Below are 19527 nucleotides of genomic sequence, written 5' to 3'. Positions count from 1 at the left end.
ACAGAATTCTTGAAACGCCACTTTAAACAGCCGAAAAGTTTGCTGTCAGTAATCAAATGCGACCAAGTGCCTTTAGCTCCAAATAACGATTAACAGTATCCACCGTCAATTTTTCAGGTGTTGTAAGAATAACAGACATACCATATCGCTCCAGTTCACGAACAATCATTTTCTTGTCGTACACAAATTTTTCGGCAATAGCTTGCTGATAGATTGATTCAGTATCGTCAGCAATCTGGTGTATCTGCGAACTAATTTCACTATTTTCAAAAAAGACCACCAACAGAAGATGGTTGGCAGCCAATCGTCCCAGACTAAACATTTCACGACGAGCCGATCGCCAGCTCTCGAAATTGGTAAAAAAAATAAGCAGACTACGTTGATGAACCTGACGACGAACAGCCGCATACAGAGCCTCAAGGTTATGTTCTAAAAAACCCGGTGTTTGCTGATACAACACCTCCATAATAGTTTGAAGATGGTTACCACCCCGATTAGCGGGAACCACAGCCCTTATCTGATGATCAAAAGTTATAAGTCCGGCCTTATCATGCTTTAATAATGCGATATTAGAAATAACCAAACTGGTATTAATGGCATAATCCAGTAATGTCATGCCATTAAAAGGCATTTTCATGGTCCGCCCCATATCAATAACTGAAAAAACAGGCTGCGATTTCTCATCCTGATACTGATTAACCATTAAATGCCCCTTACGGGCAGTGGCCATCCAGTTAATGGTTCGTACATCATCTCCTTTAATATAATCACGAATCTGATCAAACTCGGAATGATGACCGATGCGTCGTATCTTCTTAACCCCAATTTCACTCAAACGATTGCCAACAGCCATTATTTCAAACTGTCGCATTTGTATAAAAGAAGGATAAACCTTTACAGAAACATCCTTCGGACAAAATGAATACCGTCTTGAAAAAAAACCGGGCAAAGTCCACACAAATAAATGCAAACGACCAAAACTATACACGCCTCTTTCAACCGGCGTCACAGCGTAAGTTATTTTTTGAGGTTGACGCGGCTTTAATGTTGTTTTCACAGTAAAATCGCGTTTCTGAAACTGATAAGGAATTTCATCAATCACCTCTACTTTCAGCGAATGCGTCAATAAATTCTCAATTTCTAATGTCACTTCATTGACGTCGCCGTTAGAAAACCGTATCGGCAACTGCCTTTTGCCAATGAGACCCATCTTTGTTCGAGGTCCGAAAAGCTGAGCCAGATCAAAAAACAATAATACCGAAAACACACCCAAAACAATCCAGGCCACTAAAAATAAGGGCTCTACAAAAAAAGAGATCAGGAAAAGAAAACTGATCCCCCAAATTGCAACATAAAACCGACGACGAACAAACAAAGACCTGAACATTATAAACGAGTGCAAATAATTACTTACAAAAATCAACGGGGAACGTCCACCGAATCAACAATCTGCCGAATCACCGCTTCCGGTTTAACGCCTTCCATCTCTTTCTCGGGCGACAATATAATACGGTGACCAAGCACGGGATAAATCACCTCTTTAACATCTTCGGGCGTCACAAAATCGCGACCTTCCAATGCGGCATAAGCACGGGCAGCCCTCATAACCGCCAACGAAGCACGTGGACTGGCGCCTAAATAAAGCGCGCTATTATTACGTGTTCGATCCACGATGGTAGCAATATAACGCAGCAGTTGTGGTTCTATCAAGACATGATGAACCAGCTCCTGATATTCCAATATTTCATTGGCTGAAACAACCGGCATCACCGCATCGGGTTCTTTCATACTACCCCTTTCACAGGCATTCTGAAGTATGGTTACTTCCTGATCGAGCGTCGGATAACCCACTTCAATCTTAAACAAAAAACGGTCTAACTGAGCCTCTGGCAAACGATAAGTCCCTTCGTGCTCCACTGGATTCTGTGTGGCCAGCACCAAGAAAGGCGCCGTCAGAAATCGTGTGACACCATCAGTCGTCACCTGCCGCTCTTCCATCACCTCAAAAAGCGCCGACTGCGTTTTCGCCGGAGCGCGATTCACTTCATCTATTAATACAAGATTGGAAAAAACCGGACCTTCCCGAAATTCAAAAGTGGAACTCCCGGCATTAAAAACAGTGTTTCCCAATACGTCAGAAGGCATCAGGTCGGGTGTAAACTGAATACGCGAAAATTCAGTATCAATACTACGCGACAAAAGCTTAGCCACCAAAGTTTTTGCTACGCCGGGCACCCCTTCTATCAACACATGTCCGTTGGCCAGCAGTGCGGTCAACAAAAGATCAATCACCTTTTCCTGGCCTACAATAACCTTCGATATTTCATTCCGGATGCGGAAGGCCACATGATTTAATTCCTGAACCTTGATGCGACTCTCGAACAAGGTCTCTTCATTATTTGGAGTACTTTCGTCAAATGTCATAGTTATCTGCAATTTTTATAAAAAAACTCAAGCTGATTATTAAACTGTTGCAAATCCTCCTCTGAAATACGGCTGACAATATTAAGCCTGCGCGCCATTTTAAACAAAGAAGCAACACTGCGTTCAGGCAAACCCGACTTCAATGCCACCTCGTCAATCAAGCGACTTTCATCACTTCCAAAGTTGATATAGTAGCGTGTTTTAAGAAAATCAACAAAATAAAGGTATCTTTTTTTTGCTATAGATAAATGATCACCACTGTAAAAATAGAGTTGCCCCACCGTTTGAACAAAAGCCAAAGACTTGTTTTCAGGTCTAGCCAAAACCGGTATAGGTCGCTGCCTTCGTTTTGATTCAAAAACAAAATAAATCAACACCCCAATTAAAAATACAAACCAGGCCACCCGCAAGCTGCGGTCCGACAAAATAAACACCAAAGGGGATGCAATTCTTTTATTACCCGCTTTATAAAACTCATCCCAAACAGTAGGAGCCACCGGTAAATAAGACAAACAGCCAAAAATGTAATCGGCATTATTTTTCTCCAAAAGATGATAATTTGAAAAAGCCATTGGATTGCAATTAACAAAAAGCCACCCTTCACCGATCTTCATTCTCAAAAAATTGGTCTTACCTTCATGATTATAGCCTAACACAGACGTCCTGACTGTATCGTAAGCAATAAAATAATTATTTGAAATTGCCTTCCGAAACCAAAAATCGTAGGCCGTTTTTAATCTTTTATTTGTAAAATTAAACCCAACGGAATCGTTGGTCAAAACAGTTGGCAATGCGACACTATAAAAAATATCCAACCCCAAACTATCCGTAAAATTCTGCGAGAAGTGTTCTCCTGCAATAAAGACATTATTGCCATCCTTAATTCTGTCAATCATTGCCTGAAATTCATCATTACTCATTTCGACCTTATTATTAATGATGATGTAATTTTTGTACGTGTCCGGCAAATCGCCGAGAAAGTGGTCTATTTCAGAATGCGCCTCGATCATTGTTTGATTGGGGAACAATGCTGGCATTACACTATAAACCAACCTGTTTCCCAGCGGAACATCATGACGATTAGAAAAACTAACGGTCCAGTCAACCGGTTTAGGTGCCTTAATAACGACAATAACTAACAGTCCCAGCCCCAAAAGAAGAACAAACCACAACCAATTAGGCGCCTTTTTCTCAGCCATTTTGCACCTCCCTTCCATCAGTCGAAAAGCGCTTTCGGACATCAACCTCTATACTATTAAATGCTTCGGCATCGGGTTCAAAATGACCATACCACACATACTCATATATACGGGCAATATGTCTGAAAAAACGACGATCGGCATCACCATTCAACTCATAAAGATATTCCCGATTGGTTTTATTTTCGCGCATACGAATCAAACCGCCTCGGTCCAACTTCTTCAGACAAATAAGATATAACACACGAATAGCTTCCCGGTAAGCGCCATTGCTTTTGTATAGCATCAGCATTTGTTCAAGCTCATCTTCACGTCTGCTTTCATCGTTTACCAATGTCAGATCGCTTCCCTGCACCTTGGCCGAAAAAGAAAAGAAGCCAGTTACCGGAATCCTCAATAATCTTACAATGATTACGACAAATACCAAAACAACCAATGCCGATAAAAAGTATTTTACAGCACTTACTTCACCAATACTTTGAAATAAGTAACGGTACAAAAAAGCCAGTAAGCGATCCCAAAAATTAGGTTCACGGTCATCCCGGTCATAAAAATATTCCGGATTTTGCCTGAGTGCATTCAATTCCTGTTCCGGCGGCCGGCGAACCTCTACCACAGAACTTTCATCCCAGGGAATAACCGCTTTGTCAGCAACGGATTGCGCCACGCAAACTGTTTCCGGGAATCCGCCATAAAGGCAAAAAAACAAGCAAAGAAAAATATTAAATCTTTTAACCACAAAAAACTATTTTAATCGTGCACATAAGGCAAAAAACCACTATGCTTCTTCACTCATTTGTTCAACCCGCCGCAGCAAATCATTATTATCGTAACGTTCGCGAAGGTTAAAATAATGAATTGCTACACCAACAAAAATAAGAGGATATATAAAATATTGTCCCAAACTACTAATTACCGTTGTAAGAACAAAAGACATAGAAGTAACGTCCATTGTCGCTTCACCTGAGGCAGCCGTAATACCCTTAAACAAACCTGACATAAAAGCCGGGATAGAGAAAAAAGAACTCAGAACAGTTACCACCAGTCCCAAAACAAAAACCACCCCAAAGGAAAGCCACCAATTCCCTTTTACCAAACTAAAACTGCGGCTGATTGCGTTAAACACACCGTTGCGCTCGTTATACAAAACAATATGCGATAAAGATAAAGGAACCCACACATAACACATTGCAGCGATCAAGGCAATCACAGCAAAAAAAATCACAATTGCTTTAACAATCACAGGCATCGATAACGTAGCCAGAACGCCTATAACTATAGACCCAACACCAGCAACCAAACCGAATATCAACAGGATTAAAAGCGAAAGAAGCAAAAGGCGAACAAAAGATGCTATAAACGTTTTCCAGACATCAGCGTGCACAAATCCTCTTCTACCCCTTTCAGCATAAACAACCATATAGGCAGACACAAGACCAGATAACACAACGATACACAACAACGAAAACAAGTAAGAGACATATAAGAAACTAAAATTACCGGCACTAAAACCGGATAAATCACCGCTTTGCATTCGATCAAGCAACACCTGCAACTGATTCCCCGAAAAAACGATGGCTAAAACAGTTGATGCTAAAATAAATAATCCGGCATAAAGCGCGACCACAGTTAATAATGATTTAAACTCCTGCCCGACGAAGGAAAAAGTAGCATTAATAACTTCTGAAAACTCACGTCTTTTTTCAAGTTCAACGGTTGGTTTTTCTGACATTTCCATTTTGAGTAATATTAAGGTTTTGCAAATATATTTTTTTGGGGTAAATAACAAAATACCAAATCATTAGCACCAACGACACAAAAATCACCCCGCCAGACAGTAACGGTGACACCTCTAAATAATAACGGGTAAAAAAACCTTCAATGATGGCAGCCACAATAAAAAAAGGCATCAGTCCAAGAATAATTTTCGTTCCCTGTCGTACCCCCCTCACAAAAACAATTTTACGAGGATAAGTTCCAACAAACAAGATACTTTTACCAAGCAGGATACCGGCTCCACCAGCTAAAACAATAGCCGACAATTCCATGGTTCCATGAAGCATAATTGTTAAAGCCGCCATTGACCCCATGGAACGCTGCATAAAAAAACCCAAAAAAGCACCAGTCATAATGCCATTGTAAGCTAAAATAAGAGCCACGGCTATTGGCGTAAAAACTCCGATAACGAAAGCCACTACCGAAACCCTTATATTATTGGCGGCAATAAACACAGCCATTGGAAGCGATTCGGAGGATCCATACACTCCAAATGGATCTCCTTTCGCGATATTATCAAGCGTTGTATTGACATAACTATCGCCCAGCACAACTCTCAAGAAATCTTCGTTGGCATACACCGAAGCCAAACCAACAACAAAGGAAACGACAAAAATAAGAAGTGAAATCAAAAAATCACGCCGCGAATTATAAACCGAAAGGGGTAACTCAGTCACCCAAAAATTAAACAATCGACTGCCCTTCTCCTTTTTATTTCGGTATATAAGATTATGAACTACGGCCGTCAAACTATTTAGATAACCCACAATAGACGACCCCGGATAAAATGTCCGAGCATACGACAAATCATCCGTCAACTCTATATAATAATCAGCCAGTTCATCAGGTGTTACAGACACCTTATGATGGATCTGATGCTCAAAATCCTCCCATTTCTTTTTATTTCGACTAATAAATGCAATTTCTTTCATCCCTTGACAATTAAGGTGTAGGCCCGAACTGAAGTCCGTGAATGTACTTTAGAATTTGTCTAAAAAAAGCCAATTTCCGCATTACACCTGTACTCAAAACACTCATTTACATCAGCATACGAACACTTTTCGCACTGCTAAAACCTTGAATGTAAACATTTATTATCAGCACTTAAGTTTTCGTACTAAAACGAAATACGCATACTAATTTCAAATAAAAAAGTCGCACCTTAAAAACTGCTAAACATTAAACAACGTCTAAAATAGCAGTTATTGCTCAATAAAATATAATATTTCACTAATTTTACAGAAATAATGCCTAACAGAAAAGCGTTAAATGGAAACCTATCAACTCAATACATCTCAAAATGTAACCCTTGAATATCCAATTGCCAGCGTAGGCGATCGACTTTTGAGCACACTTCTTGATCAATTAATTAGCGGCATCTATTTATTAGGTGCTTTAATTATTTTTGTTCAACTGGACATCGATTTCGCTATCTGGCAACTAATATTTCTCATTCCGATTTTTTTATACCATTTCATTTTCGAATTACTTTTCAACGGTCAAAGCCCGGGAAAAATGATTCTGCGTACCAAGGTAATAAAAACCGATGGTTCGGCACTGACCGCCGGCAGTTGTTTTATCAGATGGATTTTCAGACTCGTGGATATTACGATATTTATGGGCGCCATTGCAGTTCTCATTATTATCCTCAATGGCAAAGGGCAACGATTAGGCGATTTGGCAGCTGCCACCACCGTATTAAAACTACCCCGTAAAAAGGATTTAAAAACCTCAATCTGGCAAGAAATAGAAGATAATTACGAGCCACAATTCCGACAAGTGGAATATCTGTCGGATGAAGACATTCGTACAGTTAAAGAAGTTTTGGAAATTTCAGGACGACAAAAAAACGAAAGCAAAAAAGAAAAAATACAACGAAAAGCCTGCCAGGCCATTGCAAAAAAAATTGCCGTCGAAAGCAACCTGTCCGACACCGAATTTCTGGAAACGATTATAAAAGACTATAACGCCATCCATCAAATACGCTGAAACAAAAAAGCGACTGAATAAGTTATCAATGAACATACGATATTGATGAAAATCAGCCAAAAACAAGCCAGATCGCAATAAGATCAAAAAATGGAAGCTTCAAAAATGAAGCTTCCTTATCTGACTCCGAAATATTCAGGCGGCACAAACCCGCGAGAATTACAAATCTCTCTTAAAAATTAATTAATCTCTTCGCCCCACAAACAGCATAACATAATACAAAAGAGTAGCAAGGGCTGATAAAGCAGCTACCACATAAGTATAGGCAGCCCATTTAAGCGCGTCTTTGGCCTCAGCTTGCTGTTGACCGCCCGTAATACCGGCTCGGTTAAGCCATAACAAAGCCCGATGTGTGGCATTAATTTCAACGGGTAGTGTTATAAAAGCAAACAATGTAAAAACACCATAACAAGCAATTATTACAAGTAAAGCCAAATCAAATGAAATAAGGTTCGGCAGCAAAAAAGCACCCACAAACATTGAAATAAAAATGATGTTCAACAAACGAGCGCTCACATTTTGCAAAGGTACCAGAGCCGAACGTAACTTCAAAGGAGCATAAGCCTGCGCATGCTGAACCGCATGGCCACATTCATGAGCTGCCACAGCAGCCGAGGCAACGCTACGTCCGTTGTATACTTCAGCACTCAAATTGACTGTCTTATTGGCAGGATTATAGTGATCAGACAAACGGCCCGTTACCGACAAAACCCGAACGTCAGTAATACCATGATCGCGTAACATTTTTTCAGCCACATCACATCCCGACAAACCACTTTGCAAATAACTCTTAGAATACCGTTTAAAACGGCTTTTCAGTTGAGAACTAACCAGCCAGCTGGCCAACGCAAAAAAAATAAAAATAAGTAATAAAGGAAAATTCATCATAACAAAACCTCCAGTTATAGTTGTAACAACGAATCACACGACAAAAAGTTTGCCAATCAAACGTCCGCATAATGATGGCAGTCCGAAAGGTAAAAAATCAGGACCGGGGCTTAATTTTTAATTGCTGACCCGGCTTTATTTTGCTGCCATTTGTAAGATGATTCATCCTGAGAATATCATCGGTGGTTACGTCGGGATACTGTTTGGCTATTGACCAGACACTCTCGCCGGAACGCACGGTATGATATACATAATTGCCCGAGCCGGCATCTAAAGGAACGGCCTTCGAAACCGATGCAGATGCAGACACAGCTCCTGACGTGCCATGCTTTCGTGCTATTTCCTCATAATGCGACACTTTACCCTGTGGAACATACACCACCAGCTTTTGCCCCACACGAATCATGTTACGATGAATATTATTCCAATACCTGAGATCTGACAGACGTACATCAAACCATTCGGCAATTAAGCCTACCACATCACCCGATTTCACCTTATAATAAACCGGCTTAGATCCTGGAGGGGCCACCACCGAATGCGAGTCTGAAGAAGGTTCTACAACAACATTTCCTCCCGGAAAAAAGTCCTCACGCCGATGCGTGTATATGGTATCTTCAATAGAAGCAAACAACGTTGCATCAATAAAAGGTAAACGCAAAGGATAAACCTGTTTCCCAGCTGGGACAACATCGCGGCGATACATGGGATTAAGCTCACGAAGCACTTCCTTTGGCACACGAATCAAATCGGCGACCTGATCAAAATGAAGTGGTTGTGAAACCATAATCGTATCAGTAGCCAAAGGCAATGTTACCCGCGAAGCCACTATATTGTGATCACGTGCATAGGTAAAAGTATAAGCCGCAGCAACAAAAGCCGGCACATAACCTCTTGTTTCGCGCGGCAATCGATAATAAATTTCCCAAAAATTACGTTTGCCCCCTGAACGTCGAATGGCTTTGTTAACATTTCCGGGACCACAATTATAGGCCGCAATAACCAGGTACCAATCGCCATAAATATCATATAAATCAGACAAAAACTTAACCGCAGCTTCAGTTGCATAATAAGGATCACGTCGTTCATCAACATACGAATCCACCTTTAAACCATATTGCTTGCCGGTGTAATACATAAACTGCCACAAACCGGAAGCTCCCGCGCGTGAAAAAGCCCTGGGATTCAATGCCGACTCTATTACAGGCAAATACTTCAATTCCAACGGCATATCATGAGCATCCAGGGCCGCTTCAAAAATTGGGAAATAATAATCAGACAGTCCCAGCATAAGCGACACCTGATCCCGTCGCCTTTGGGTATATAATTTAATATAAGATTTCACCTGTTTATTAAATGGAAAAACAAGTGGCGATTGAATTTCCGCCAGCCGTTTAATATACAAGGAGTCGGGCAACTCCTCAACCAACTGTTCCTCATTTTCGTTGATTGAATCTAGCACAAATGAATCTGAAAGCGTACGGGCATGCCACAGAGTAATGAGACTGTCCAAATTATTTTCATACTCGTCAATAGTAACCTGCAGCTTGTCTTCATCAGGCGACTTGGCCCATGCACCGCAGGACACCAACAGGTAAACTCCAATCAGAAACGCTATTTTCATGTGGTTATAATTTGTTTGTTAAGGTTACAAGGAAAATCCATAAAGACAATCACCCCCCTCTCTCTCAAAAATCTCTGGCATGATCGTTTCATGTGATTATAATTTATTTACTATGATGTCACAGAACACGCCGGAAATAATCATTTCTGCATCTGAGATCATTTATCACGACCGAATATTAAGGAACTACATTAAAAAGTCACTCTCATTTGAAAGCCAACAGCTCCTCCAACAGGCAACTCAGGTGATGGTAAAATAACAGGATCGATATTAAGAGAAAGATCATCGCTCACTTCAAAGTTTTTAAAATGAGCATCAACAGTGGCGTCAATAATCTGAACAAGATATACAGCTACCATTCCGAAGTAACTTATATCACGATATCTACGATAATACTTACGCTTACTGTCCAACGCATTTTCAAACCAATCGGCATAAGTCCCCTCAACATCCTCAATGGTTAAACCGGCAGGAACGAACTCTTCATAACTCTTATTGAGAGGATCCATAATTAAAAAATCACGATAAGCAGAGCGGTATTTTTCGTAATAAGTGGAGTTGAATTGAATGGCATAAATGACGCCGCCAATTCCAGCATAAAGAATGGGAACCTTCCAGTATTTTTTATTATAAATTTGACCCAGACCTGGTAAAACAGCAGCATATATAGAAGCCTTATGAGGCGAATGCCTGGGTCTCAACAAATCACTCGCATTTACAGATGGCGCTGTCTGTCTGGTTGAGTCGGCTAACTGGCCAAAAACGGAAGGCATTATCATCAGCATACAGCTGATCCATATAGCCTGCAACCAATTCTTTAACTTTTTTTTTACCACAGAATAACCGTTCAATTTAGCTATTAGCCTTATCCAGAATCGTAATTATCTTTTCCAACTCTTCATCCGAATGAAAAGGAATAACAATCTTTCCTTTACCCTTCTCATTTCTGGAAAATTGGATGTTGGTCTTGAAAAAATTAGACAACTGGTGTTTCAAATCTCCATATCCTTCATCATGAGTTCCGGACTTTTTCTCTTTCGGCTCATTATCTGACTTAACACTCAATTGTCGTACCAATTCTTCAACTTTACGCACTGAGAGGTCATTTTTTATAGTCTGTTCAAAAAGACCTAGCTGAGTTTTAGAATCCTCAACACTAATAATGGCACGCGCATGGCCCATCGAAATCTGTCTGGATCGTAAACCCAACTGTATTTCAGCGGGCAATTTCAGTAAACGTAAATAATTGGCTATAGTAGAACGTTTTTTACCCACTCTGTCCGAAAGGCTTTCCTGAGTAAGGCTACACTCATCAATCAATCGCTGATAACTAATGGCCACTTCAATAGGATCCAGATCTTCCCGCTGAATATTCTCCACCAGAGCCATCTCCAGCATGATATCATCATTCGCATCACGCACATATGCAGGGACCGTTTTAAGGCCAGCCAATTTTGAGGCTCTAAAACGACGCTCACCGGCAATAATCTGGTAAGAATTCTCACCCATCTTACGTAATGTCAGTGGTTGAACAATACCGACTGCCTTGATAGATGTCGCCAATTCCTCCAAACGATCCTCGTCGAAATGAGAACGAGGTTGCCAGGGATTGGTCTCAATCTTATCAATATCAATATCCATAATAGATGCAGCCGGACGAACGTTATTCCTTCTGACATCTTCAGTATTGTCAATTAGTGCGCCTAATCCGCGTCCTAAAGCGTTTTTCTTTGCCATTTTATCGGTTCAGTATCAAAAAAAATTAATCGATTACCTTTTTATCGTTATCCATCTTAGTCATATTGTTCTTCTGAAGTAATTCCCGGGCCAAATTTAAATAATTCAGAGCCCCCTTCGATGCGGCATCGTACATAACTACCGCTTTACCATAGCTCGGAGCTTCGCTAAGCTTGATATTTCGGGTTATCAACGTTTCAAATACCATATCCTGAAAATGTGTCTGAACTTCTTCAACTACCTGATTTGAGAGCCGCAAACGGCTATCGTACATGGTCAACAGAAAGCCTTCAATTTCCAATTCAGGATTAAGTCGTCCCTGAATAATTTTAATGGTATTCAACAATTTACCCAATCCTTCGAGTGCAAAATACTCACATTGAACCGGTATTATAACAGAATCGGCGGCAGTAAGCGCATTTACCGTTATTAACCCCAGTGACGGTGAACAATCAATTAATACAAAATCATAATCGTTGCGAACACTGTCAAGAACCTCTTTCAACACATACTCGCGCTGAGGCATATTAAGCATCTCAATTTCTGCACCCACCAAGTCGATATGTGAAGGCAGCAAAAAAAGATTCTCAATTTCAGCTTTTAAAACCGCCTTATTTGTATCAACTTTATCAACAATACATTCGTAAATACTATATTCAATTTCATTCAAATCAAACCCCAATCCGGAGGTAGCATTAGCCTGGGGGTCGGCATCCACAACTAAAACACGATATTCAAGCACAGCCAGACTGGCGGCAAGATTAATAGCTGTAGTGGTCTTTCCAACCCCACCCTTTTGGTTAGCGAGAGCAATAACTTTTGCCATATAACATTTAGTTTAAAATTCACAGCAAAACGAAAAAAAACTTCTTCGATGAAAGCCAAAGTTAATCTTTTCTTTAAAAGAAACAGAAATTCTGTTAAGATATTTAAGGTATCGCAACACCGCTAAAACAGCATAACAATCTGACTAACAACACACTAAAGTGCCAATAAAGATATCAACAACAGATAAACTACTCAGGATCAACCCAATCACCATTCTCCCGAATTAATTCAACCAGTTTATCAACAGCTTGCTCCTGAGGGATGGCTTTAAGTACCAATTCCCGATTTCTGAACAGAGATATTTTACCAGGTCCGGCTCCTACATAGCCATAATCAGCATCGGCCATTTCGCCAATACCATTAACAATACAACCCATCACAGCCATTTTCAAACCTTTAAGATGCCCTGTCTTTGCACGAACCAAAGCCGTTGTCGATTGCAAATCGAACAACGTCCGTCCGCAACCGGGGCAAGAGATATACTCAGTCTTTGAAAACCGGACCCTGGACGCCTGTAAAATCCCAAACATTAGTTCAACATTAAACTTTGACGATAGATTGGGCAAATTCAAGGAGAGCCCATCCCCAAAGCCATCCAAAAACAACATGCCGGTGTCGGCAGCAGCCGTGATCTGAACTTTTTCTTCATCATCAGACCTGTAACTACGGGCTACCACCACCGGATGAGTCAATTCGTGCTGCAACAGCCACAAAAAGAAAGCGCGCTGTGCCGCCACTCCATTACGATGATTTGTACTGAGATAAATCACCACCTGTGAATCATTTTTTAGTGCACGAAGCAGCGAATCGTCGATATCGTTTTCTGTCAGTGCTACCATTTTAGGACCGCCCATTTGTAACGACAACCACTCTTCTTTGGAAAACAAAACTAGCCGTTTATCAGAGGGTTTAATTCCTTCGCTATAATTGATAATACGAACCGCCTGCGACCAGCTGTCAGGCAACGGCTGATCCTCAAAATCCACCAGAACAGCATCAGGAACAAAAGCACTGGCATGAACTTCCTTTCCTTTAACATCGGCCATTACAGCAACCGGATTATCACCACCAAAACCAGCTACCACATGCGTTTGGCGATGAACATACTCATAAGGATGATACTGATCGTATGAAACAGGAACCACCGGCTGAGTATCTGTCAACTGATCAAAATGTGTCACCAGTTCACGCGCCACAGGAATTTCCATTTCGGGCTCCTCGGTCAGCGAAACGCGAATGGTATCACCCAAACCATCGGCCATAAGCGCTCCAATACCAACAGCCGACTTCACCCGGCCATCCTCGCCGCTACCGGCTTCCGTTACACCCAGATGAAGCGGATAGTTCATCCCTTCACTTTTCATTGTAGCGACCAGCAAACGCACCGTTTGAACCATCACCCGTGTGTTACTCGATTTTATACTTAACACAATATTATGAAAATCCACCTCTCTGCAAATCCGGAGATACTCCATACACGACTCCACCATACCCTTGGGATTATCGCCGTATCTGGCCATTATCCGATCGGACAAACTACCATGGTTAGCACCAATACGCACAGCAGTATTATGCTTTTTACAAATATTGAGGAATGGCAAAAGCTTGTTTCTTATCTCTTGCAATTCGGTCTGATATTCGTCATCGGAATATACCTTATTTCTGAACTTTTTAGCCCCATCGGTAAAATTGCCAGGGTTTATCCTCACTTTCTCAACCCAGGTTGCAGCAATATTGGCGGCATTTGGATTAAAATGAATATCAGCCACCAAGGGAAAAGAAAAACCACGACGATGAATTTTGTCAATAATACCCTCAAGAGCCGAAGCTTCGCGTCGCCCTTGCGTCGTAATACGGACCAACTCGCCACCGGCCTGACATATTCTGATACTTTGTTCCGCTGTCGCCTCTTCATCCAAAGTATTAGTCGTAGTCATTGATTGCACCCGGATAGGATTTAAACCGCCAATCACCAGATTCCCAACCTTTACTTCAAAGGTTTTATTCCGTTGATACTGAAATAATGAATTACAGTACAAAGGCTTTGCTTCTAAAAAAGACATAATAGTTCTGTTTTAAGCTGCTAAATTATCCTCTCTAAATCGAAAATTCATAACTTTAAGCCATAAAAAATAAAAAATGTCAATTTCCGTCTCCAACGTATCTAAATATTATGGCAGCCAGGCCGCCCTTAAAAACGTTTCATTTGAGATTAAAAGCGGCCAGATTGTTGGTTTTCTGGGGCCTAACGGTGCAGGCAAATCAACAATGATGAAAATTCTGACCGGTTATCTGCCCGCATCTGAAGGCGAAACCAGAGTTTGTGGCTTTAATGTCAATGAAAACAGCACCGGATTCAGACAACAGATAGGATATCTGCCTGAACAAAACCCCATTTATGCGGATATGTATGTAACCGAATATCTACATTTCACAGGCTCTATATATAAAATACCGAATTTAAAAGACAAAGTAGAAGAAATCATCCGATTAACCGGATTAACGCCTGAAAGGCATAAAAAAACGGGACAACTGTCGAAAGGATATAAGCAAAGAGTAGGTCTGGCTCAGGCTCTACTTCCCGACCCGGAAGTTTTGATTTTGGATGAACCAACGACTGGTCTTGATCCGAACCAAATTGCCGGCGTACGGGAGCTCATCAAAGAATTAGGAAAATCGAAGACTATACTTCTCTCCACACACATCATGCAAGAAGTAAAAGCCATCTGCGAGAGAGTCATTATCATTCATCAGGGTCAGATTGTAGCCGATGAACATCCCGACAAACTGGAAAATCTCGGTCTGACTAAACGTATGACAGTTGAAGTACTGTTTGAACCCCGACCTGAATTTGAACAAATCATAACAATTCCGGGTATCGAAGAAGCAAAATTGTTAGGCGACCGATGGCTCCTAACAGGCCACCCAGAAATTGATATACGTCCTGCCATATTTAATTATGCAGTACACAACGGGACCATGATACTCGAAGCAACTCCCCATCAACAATCATTGGAGGAGGTATTTCACGCATTAACCATCTAAGGCGCTAAGACATTAATCTGCCATGCTTCCGCCTCATTGCGCGCATACCTGTAACGTTGGTGCATACGTCCGGGACGCCCCTGCCAAAACTCGACAGACAAAGGCGTCACCCTATAACCACCCCAATAGGGCGGGCGCGGTATCGCATCTGTTTGTTGAAACCGATCCACATAAAAAAAATAGTTCTTCTCCAGCCATTCATACGACTCAATGCTGGAACTTTGGGGTGACGCCCATGCCCCCAATTGACTTTCGCGCGGCCGGGATGCAAAGTAGACATCGGACGCGGCGGGCAATAATTTCTCAGCAACGCCGCGTAAACGTATCTGACGCTCAAGTTGAGGCCAAAAAAAGACAACTGAAACATTTGCGTTCTGAGCCAATTGCTGACCTTTTACACTCTCGTAATTGGTATAAAAAATAAGCCCATCTTCAATTCCTTTCAACAAGACAACTCTGGCATCAGGTATTCCCTGTTGATCAACCGTCGACAATAACATAGCCGTTGGTTCATCAACCCTAGCAGAAACAGCTTGCTCCACCCACTGTTGAATTTGAGTCAGTGGATCCGGGGACAAATCATCCCGTTCTAGCCCACCCTTTATAAAATCGGTACGTATATCTGACAATTTTTTTTCCATTACAACAAAACATTAATCGGCCCAAATTGATCCTCAAAAAAGAGAGAAAATGTGATATTAAACAGATTTTCAGACCATGACAAAATAAAGATAAAATGGTATTTTTGCTTCGGTTTTCAGAAAACAGGTCCTACAAACCGGGAAAAAGCTACTCGTAGTGATAGTAAGTCCCCCTATTCAGGTCAAAAACAGAGAAAGTCGTTTTTTGTTCAACCCCAGGCAGGATGGAAGCTCACCTGCATATCTATTCCGGGCAAAACCAGATTAAATAATAAATAATTAAACAACAAACAGATGGGCTACAAAAAAGTCACCGCCGAAGAGGCAGTCAAAGTCATTAAGTCAGGCGACAGAATACATTTAAGCAGTGTTGCCGTAACACCGCATGCACTCATCAGAGCTATGGTTGAGCGTGGCCGGAACAAAGAATTTGAGGATGTGAAAATTCAGCACATTCACACCGAAGGTCCGGCGCCTTATGCCGACGCTGAATTTGAAGGAGTTTTTCAACTGGAATCGTTCTTTGTAGGTGCCAATGTACGAAAGTCAACACAAGCAGGCTTTGCCGATTATATTCCTGTCTTTTTAAGTGAGACGCAAAAGCTCATCCGTCAAGGCTACCTTAAGGTTAATGTTGCTATGGTTCAGGTTTCACCACCCGACAAACATGGTTTTGTCTCATTAGGAACCTCGGTAGACGCCAGCCTTGCTGCTGTGGAACATGCAGACATCGTAATTGCTCAGGTCAACAAGCACGTGCCGCGTGCCTGGGGTGACGCCATGATCAACCTCACCGAAATAGACTACGTGGTTGAACACGACGAACCTCTTTTCATTCATAACAACGCACCCCTATCCGACACCGAAAAAGCCATTGGCCGTAATGTGGCCGAATTGGTGGAAGATGGCGCCTGCCTGCAAATGGGCATTGGCGGCATTCCAAACGCCGTATTGGCCGAACTGGGAAACCATAAAGACTTAGGTGTTCACACAGAAATGTTCTCCGATGGAATTCTTCCGTTAGTTGAGAAAGGCGTTGTTAACGGTAAACGGAAACAAATTGACAAAGGAAAGATGGTTGCCTCCTTTTTAATGGGATCGCAGGCTCTTTATGACTTCGTTGACGACAATCCAATGGTTGCCATGATGGACGTTTGCCATACCAACAGCGTTGATATCATCCGCAAAAATAACAAAGTAACAGCTATCAATTCAGCTTTGGCAGTTGACATAACCGGACAGGTTTGTGCCGATTCCATAGGAACGACTTTTTATTCAGGCGTTGGCGGACAAATCGACTTCATCCGGGGTGCGGGGCACTCTGAACGAGGAAAGCCTATTATAGCCATGCCTTCAGTCACGGCCAAAGGTGTCTCGAAAATATCCCCCACACTATTGGAGGGTTCAGGCGTGGTAACAACCCGTGCCAACATGCATTGGCTGGTGACCGAATTTGGGGCTGTAAACCTGTATGGCAAAACTTTTCAGGAACGCGCCCGCCTGATTATATCAGTGGCCCACCCCAACCATCGCGAGATGCTTGACCGTGCAGCCTTTGAAAGATTTGGTCCACATTATAAATTTATTCGACGCTAAAAATAACGCGTTACTCAAACTCCAACCAAATAGGCGGTCACTGTATGTGAACCGCCTATTTAGTGTTTGTCTATTAAAATCAACTTCTGCGTTATGATTGTCATAAAAACAATCATTTACGAAAAGTAAACTGTCTCCGTCTTCTTCCTCCTTAGTAGAGCATAATCAAAGCAATAGCTTTGCTTGTGCCTTTACTTCGTTCGTCAGTTCCTTTATTTTTATGACTTCACAGGCCTTGAATTTGAACTTTATATTTTAAACACTTAGTTTATGGACAGACACTATTTAGTATCTGTCGATGAACCCAGAAATTTGAGCTGAAAAGTTCAAACTCTATCTATTTTTAAATCACATCCAATTACAATTCATCGACCAGTTTCTGTAGTTTCAACCCCCCAAAGTTCCCCGACGTCATAACCAACAAATTCGATTTTTCCAAAGACGTTGCGCGAATCAATCCGGCCACAGCCTCAGTGGTCGTAACCACATTGCATTCAGGAATATTAAATGCAACTGCCACCTGTCGGGACGTGATAGCGGGCAACCTTTTATGAGCCAGAACCTCCGGATTAAAAAAGACATATGCCTCATCGGCACAAGCCATAGAATCAAGATACTGCGGCAAAAAAGCCGCATTCAGACTACTAAAAGTATGTAATTCAAGAATGGCCTTTAACTTACGCTCCGGAAACCGTTCTTTAACGGCCTTAACAGTAGCTTTCACCTTTGAAGGTGCATGAGCAAAATCATAAAAAACAGTTCCGCCGGGCTTCTCGGCTAAAATCTGCAACCGCCTTGAAGCACCTTTGAAAGTAGCCATCGATGACAAAAAGTCATCCGCAGAAACCCCTAGTTCCCTGCAAATATTCATTGCTCCGGCCATATTCTGAAAATTGTGAGATCCAAAGACGGGTACAGAATAAGCCTGATTATTAAACAAAACAACCGACCGACCATTTTCCAGTTTATTTTTAACTGAAAAATAGCTTTCCGATTTAACATTTGAGGCATTCTCCATTATAGATCCCAACACCTCATCTTCACCAAACCAGGTAATGTAACCACCTGGCTGAACCGATTCCACAAACAACTTAAACTGAAGATTATACGCATCGATGGTCGGAAAGACATTTATATGATCCCAGGCTACACCTGTAATTAAAGCCAAATGAGGCTTATACCACAAAAATTTAGGTCGCAAATCTATAGGCGACGACAAATACTCATCACCTTCAAATATTGCCAGCGGAGCCTCAGACGACAACCGAACCATGGTGTCAAAGCCATCCAACTGCGCTCCAACCATGTAATCAAAATCCACCTTATTGTACTGCAACGCATGCATAATCATTGCCGTCACCGTGGTTTTACCATGGCTACCACCAATAACAACACGCTTTTTATTGCGACACTGTTCATAAAGATATTCAGGATATGAATAAACCTTCAACTTTAACTGCTGCGCCCTTAGCAACTCCGGATTATCAGGACGGGCATGCATCCCCAAAATAATAACATCCAAAGAATCATTAATAATTTCAGGCTGCCAGCCAACTTTTGAAGGCAACAACCCATGATTAGTTAATCGCGACCGGCTGGGTTCAAAAATCTCATCATCCGATCCACTGACAATATGTCCATTTTGCTTCAAGGCAATGGCCAGATTGTGCATTGCGCTGCCTCCTATGGCTATAAAATGAATTCTCATACACTTTCGTTTAACGTCTCAAATGTAATAACAATACGCCAAAATAAGGCCCGCTGGTGAGAAGAGGTTTTC

The 19527-nt window shown here is 41.7% G+C and carries 17 protein-coding genes; 3 read left to right on the top strand and 14 right to left on the bottom strand.

Annotation, left to right across the window (positions count from 1 at the left end; genetic code table 11):
* Positions 1 to 52: 52 nt before the first annotated feature.
* From ACT3CD_RS01695 to ACT3CD_RS01670, 6 genes are read right to left on the bottom strand one after another with little or no spacing between them, the layout of a single operon-like run.
* Complete coding sequence (locus ACT3CD_RS01695) at positions 53 to 1387, bottom strand: DUF58 domain-containing protein (RefSeq protein ID WP_444642323.1); 1335 nt, start codon at positions 1385 to 1387, stop codon at positions 53 to 55.
* Positions 1388 to 1419: 32 nt separating this feature from the next.
* Positions 1420 to 2424 carry an AAA family ATPase gene (locus tag ACT3CD_RS01690; protein WP_444642321.1) on the bottom strand — a complete coding sequence of 335 codons (1005 nt, stop codon included), beginning with the start codon at positions 2422 to 2424 and terminating at the stop codon, positions 1420 to 1422.
* Between the two features lie 2 nt (positions 2425 to 2426).
* Positions 2427 to 3623: a DUF4350 domain-containing protein gene (locus ACT3CD_RS01685; RefSeq protein ID WP_444642319.1), complete on the bottom strand. Its 1197-nt coding sequence runs from the start codon at positions 3621 to 3623 to the stop codon at positions 2427 to 2429.
* Positions 3616 to 4362, bottom strand: coding sequence for a DUF4129 domain-containing protein (locus tag ACT3CD_RS01680; protein WP_444642317.1), 747 nt, complete (start codon positions 4360 to 4362; stop codon positions 3616 to 3618). Before ACT3CD_RS01680 ends, ACT3CD_RS01685 begins: the two co-directional genes overlap by 8 nt.
* Before the next feature lie 39 nt (positions 4363 to 4401).
* Positions 4402 to 5361, bottom strand: coding sequence for a hypothetical protein (locus ACT3CD_RS01675; RefSeq protein WP_444642315.1), 960 nt, complete (start codon positions 5359 to 5361; stop codon positions 4402 to 4404).
* The gene (locus ACT3CD_RS01670) at positions 5333 to 6331 is read right to left on the bottom strand and encodes a stage II sporulation protein M (RefSeq protein ID WP_444642313.1); all 999 of its coding nucleotides are present in this window, start codon (positions 6329 to 6331) and stop codon (positions 5333 to 5335) included. Before ACT3CD_RS01670 ends, ACT3CD_RS01675 begins: the two co-directional genes overlap by 29 nt.
* Positions 6332 to 6668: 337 nt before the next feature.
* Between ACT3CD_RS01670 and ACT3CD_RS01665 the strand changes: the two genes are divergently transcribed.
* On the top strand, positions 6669 to 7388 hold the full coding sequence (locus ACT3CD_RS01665; RefSeq protein ID WP_444642312.1) for an RDD family protein: 720 nt from the start codon (positions 6669 to 6671) through the stop codon (positions 7386 to 7388).
* 183 nt (positions 7389 to 7571) lie between these two features.
* On the opposite strand, the gene ACT3CD_RS01660 is transcribed toward ACT3CD_RS01665, so the two are convergent.
* From ACT3CD_RS01660 to ispG, 6 genes are all read right to left on the bottom strand, one after another.
* Positions 7572 to 8276, bottom strand: a complete 705-nt coding sequence (locus tag ACT3CD_RS01660) for a zinc metallopeptidase (RefSeq protein WP_444642310.1) — start codon at positions 8274 to 8276, stop codon at positions 7572 to 7574.
* 97 nt (positions 8277 to 8373) lie between these two features.
* Positions 8374 to 9900: a transglycosylase SLT domain-containing protein gene (locus ACT3CD_RS01655; protein WP_444642308.1), complete on the bottom strand. Its 1527-nt coding sequence runs from the start codon at positions 9898 to 9900 to the stop codon at positions 8374 to 8376.
* A 191-nt stretch (positions 9901 to 10091) separates the two neighbouring features.
* Positions 10092 to 10736 carry a DUF5683 domain-containing protein gene (locus ACT3CD_RS01650; RefSeq protein WP_444642306.1) on the bottom strand — a complete coding sequence of 215 codons (645 nt, stop codon included), beginning with the start codon at positions 10734 to 10736 and terminating at the stop codon, positions 10092 to 10094.
* Between the two features lie 16 nt (positions 10737 to 10752).
* A complete protein-coding gene (locus tag ACT3CD_RS01645) occupies positions 10753 to 11637 on the bottom strand; it encodes a ParB/RepB/Spo0J family partition protein (RefSeq protein ID WP_444642304.1) in 885 nt (294 codons plus the stop codon).
* Between the two features lie 25 nt (positions 11638 to 11662).
* The gene (locus ACT3CD_RS01640) at positions 11663 to 12463 is read right to left on the bottom strand and encodes a ParA family protein (RefSeq protein ID WP_444642302.1); all 801 of its coding nucleotides are present in this window, start codon (positions 12461 to 12463) and stop codon (positions 11663 to 11665) included.
* Between the two features lie 190 nt (positions 12464 to 12653).
* The gene (gene ispG / locus ACT3CD_RS01635) at positions 12654 to 14528 is read right to left on the bottom strand and encodes a (E)-4-hydroxy-3-methylbut-2-enyl-diphosphate synthase (protein WP_444642300.1); all 1875 of its coding nucleotides are present in this window, start codon (positions 14526 to 14528) and stop codon (positions 12654 to 12656) included.
* Positions 14529 to 14604: 76 nt separating this feature from the next.
* Here ispG and ACT3CD_RS01630 point away from each other — a divergent pair, with 76 nt between their 5' ends.
* Positions 14605 to 15510 (top strand): ATP-binding cassette domain-containing protein, encoded by a 906-nt coding sequence (locus ACT3CD_RS01630; RefSeq protein WP_444642298.1) that lies wholly within the window; start codon positions 14605 to 14607, stop codon positions 15508 to 15510.
* Here the strand turns inward: ACT3CD_RS01630 and pdxH are convergent.
* A complete protein-coding gene (pdxH, locus tag ACT3CD_RS01625) occupies positions 15507 to 16151 on the bottom strand; it encodes a pyridoxamine 5'-phosphate oxidase (RefSeq protein ID WP_444642296.1) in 645 nt (214 codons plus the stop codon). The two genes, ACT3CD_RS01630 and pdxH, sit on opposite strands and share 4 nt — an antisense overlap.
* Positions 16152 to 16445: 294 nt before the next feature.
* On the opposite strand from pdxH, the gene ACT3CD_RS01620 reads away from it, so the two are divergent.
* Positions 16446 to 17747, top strand: coding sequence for an acetyl-CoA hydrolase/transferase family protein (locus tag ACT3CD_RS01620; protein WP_444642294.1), 1302 nt, complete (start codon positions 16446 to 16448; stop codon positions 17745 to 17747).
* A 358-nt stretch (positions 17748 to 18105) separates the two neighbouring features.
* Here the strand turns inward: ACT3CD_RS01620 and ACT3CD_RS01615 are convergent, their stop codons facing one another.
* Complete coding sequence (locus ACT3CD_RS01615) at positions 18106 to 19455, bottom strand: UDP-N-acetylmuramate--L-alanine ligase (RefSeq protein WP_444642292.1); 1350 nt, start codon at positions 19453 to 19455, stop codon at positions 18106 to 18108.
* Positions 19456 to 19527: the final 72 nt, after the last annotated feature.

Origin of the sequence: Geofilum sp. OHC36d9 (assembly GCF_052400685.1) — a bacterium.
Classification (GTDB): domain Bacteria; phylum Bacteroidota; class Bacteroidia; order Bacteroidales; family Marinilabiliaceae; genus CAZHHH01.
Note: the sequence above shows the minus strand (reverse complement) of the source record. Positions and strands in the feature narration are given on the sequence as shown.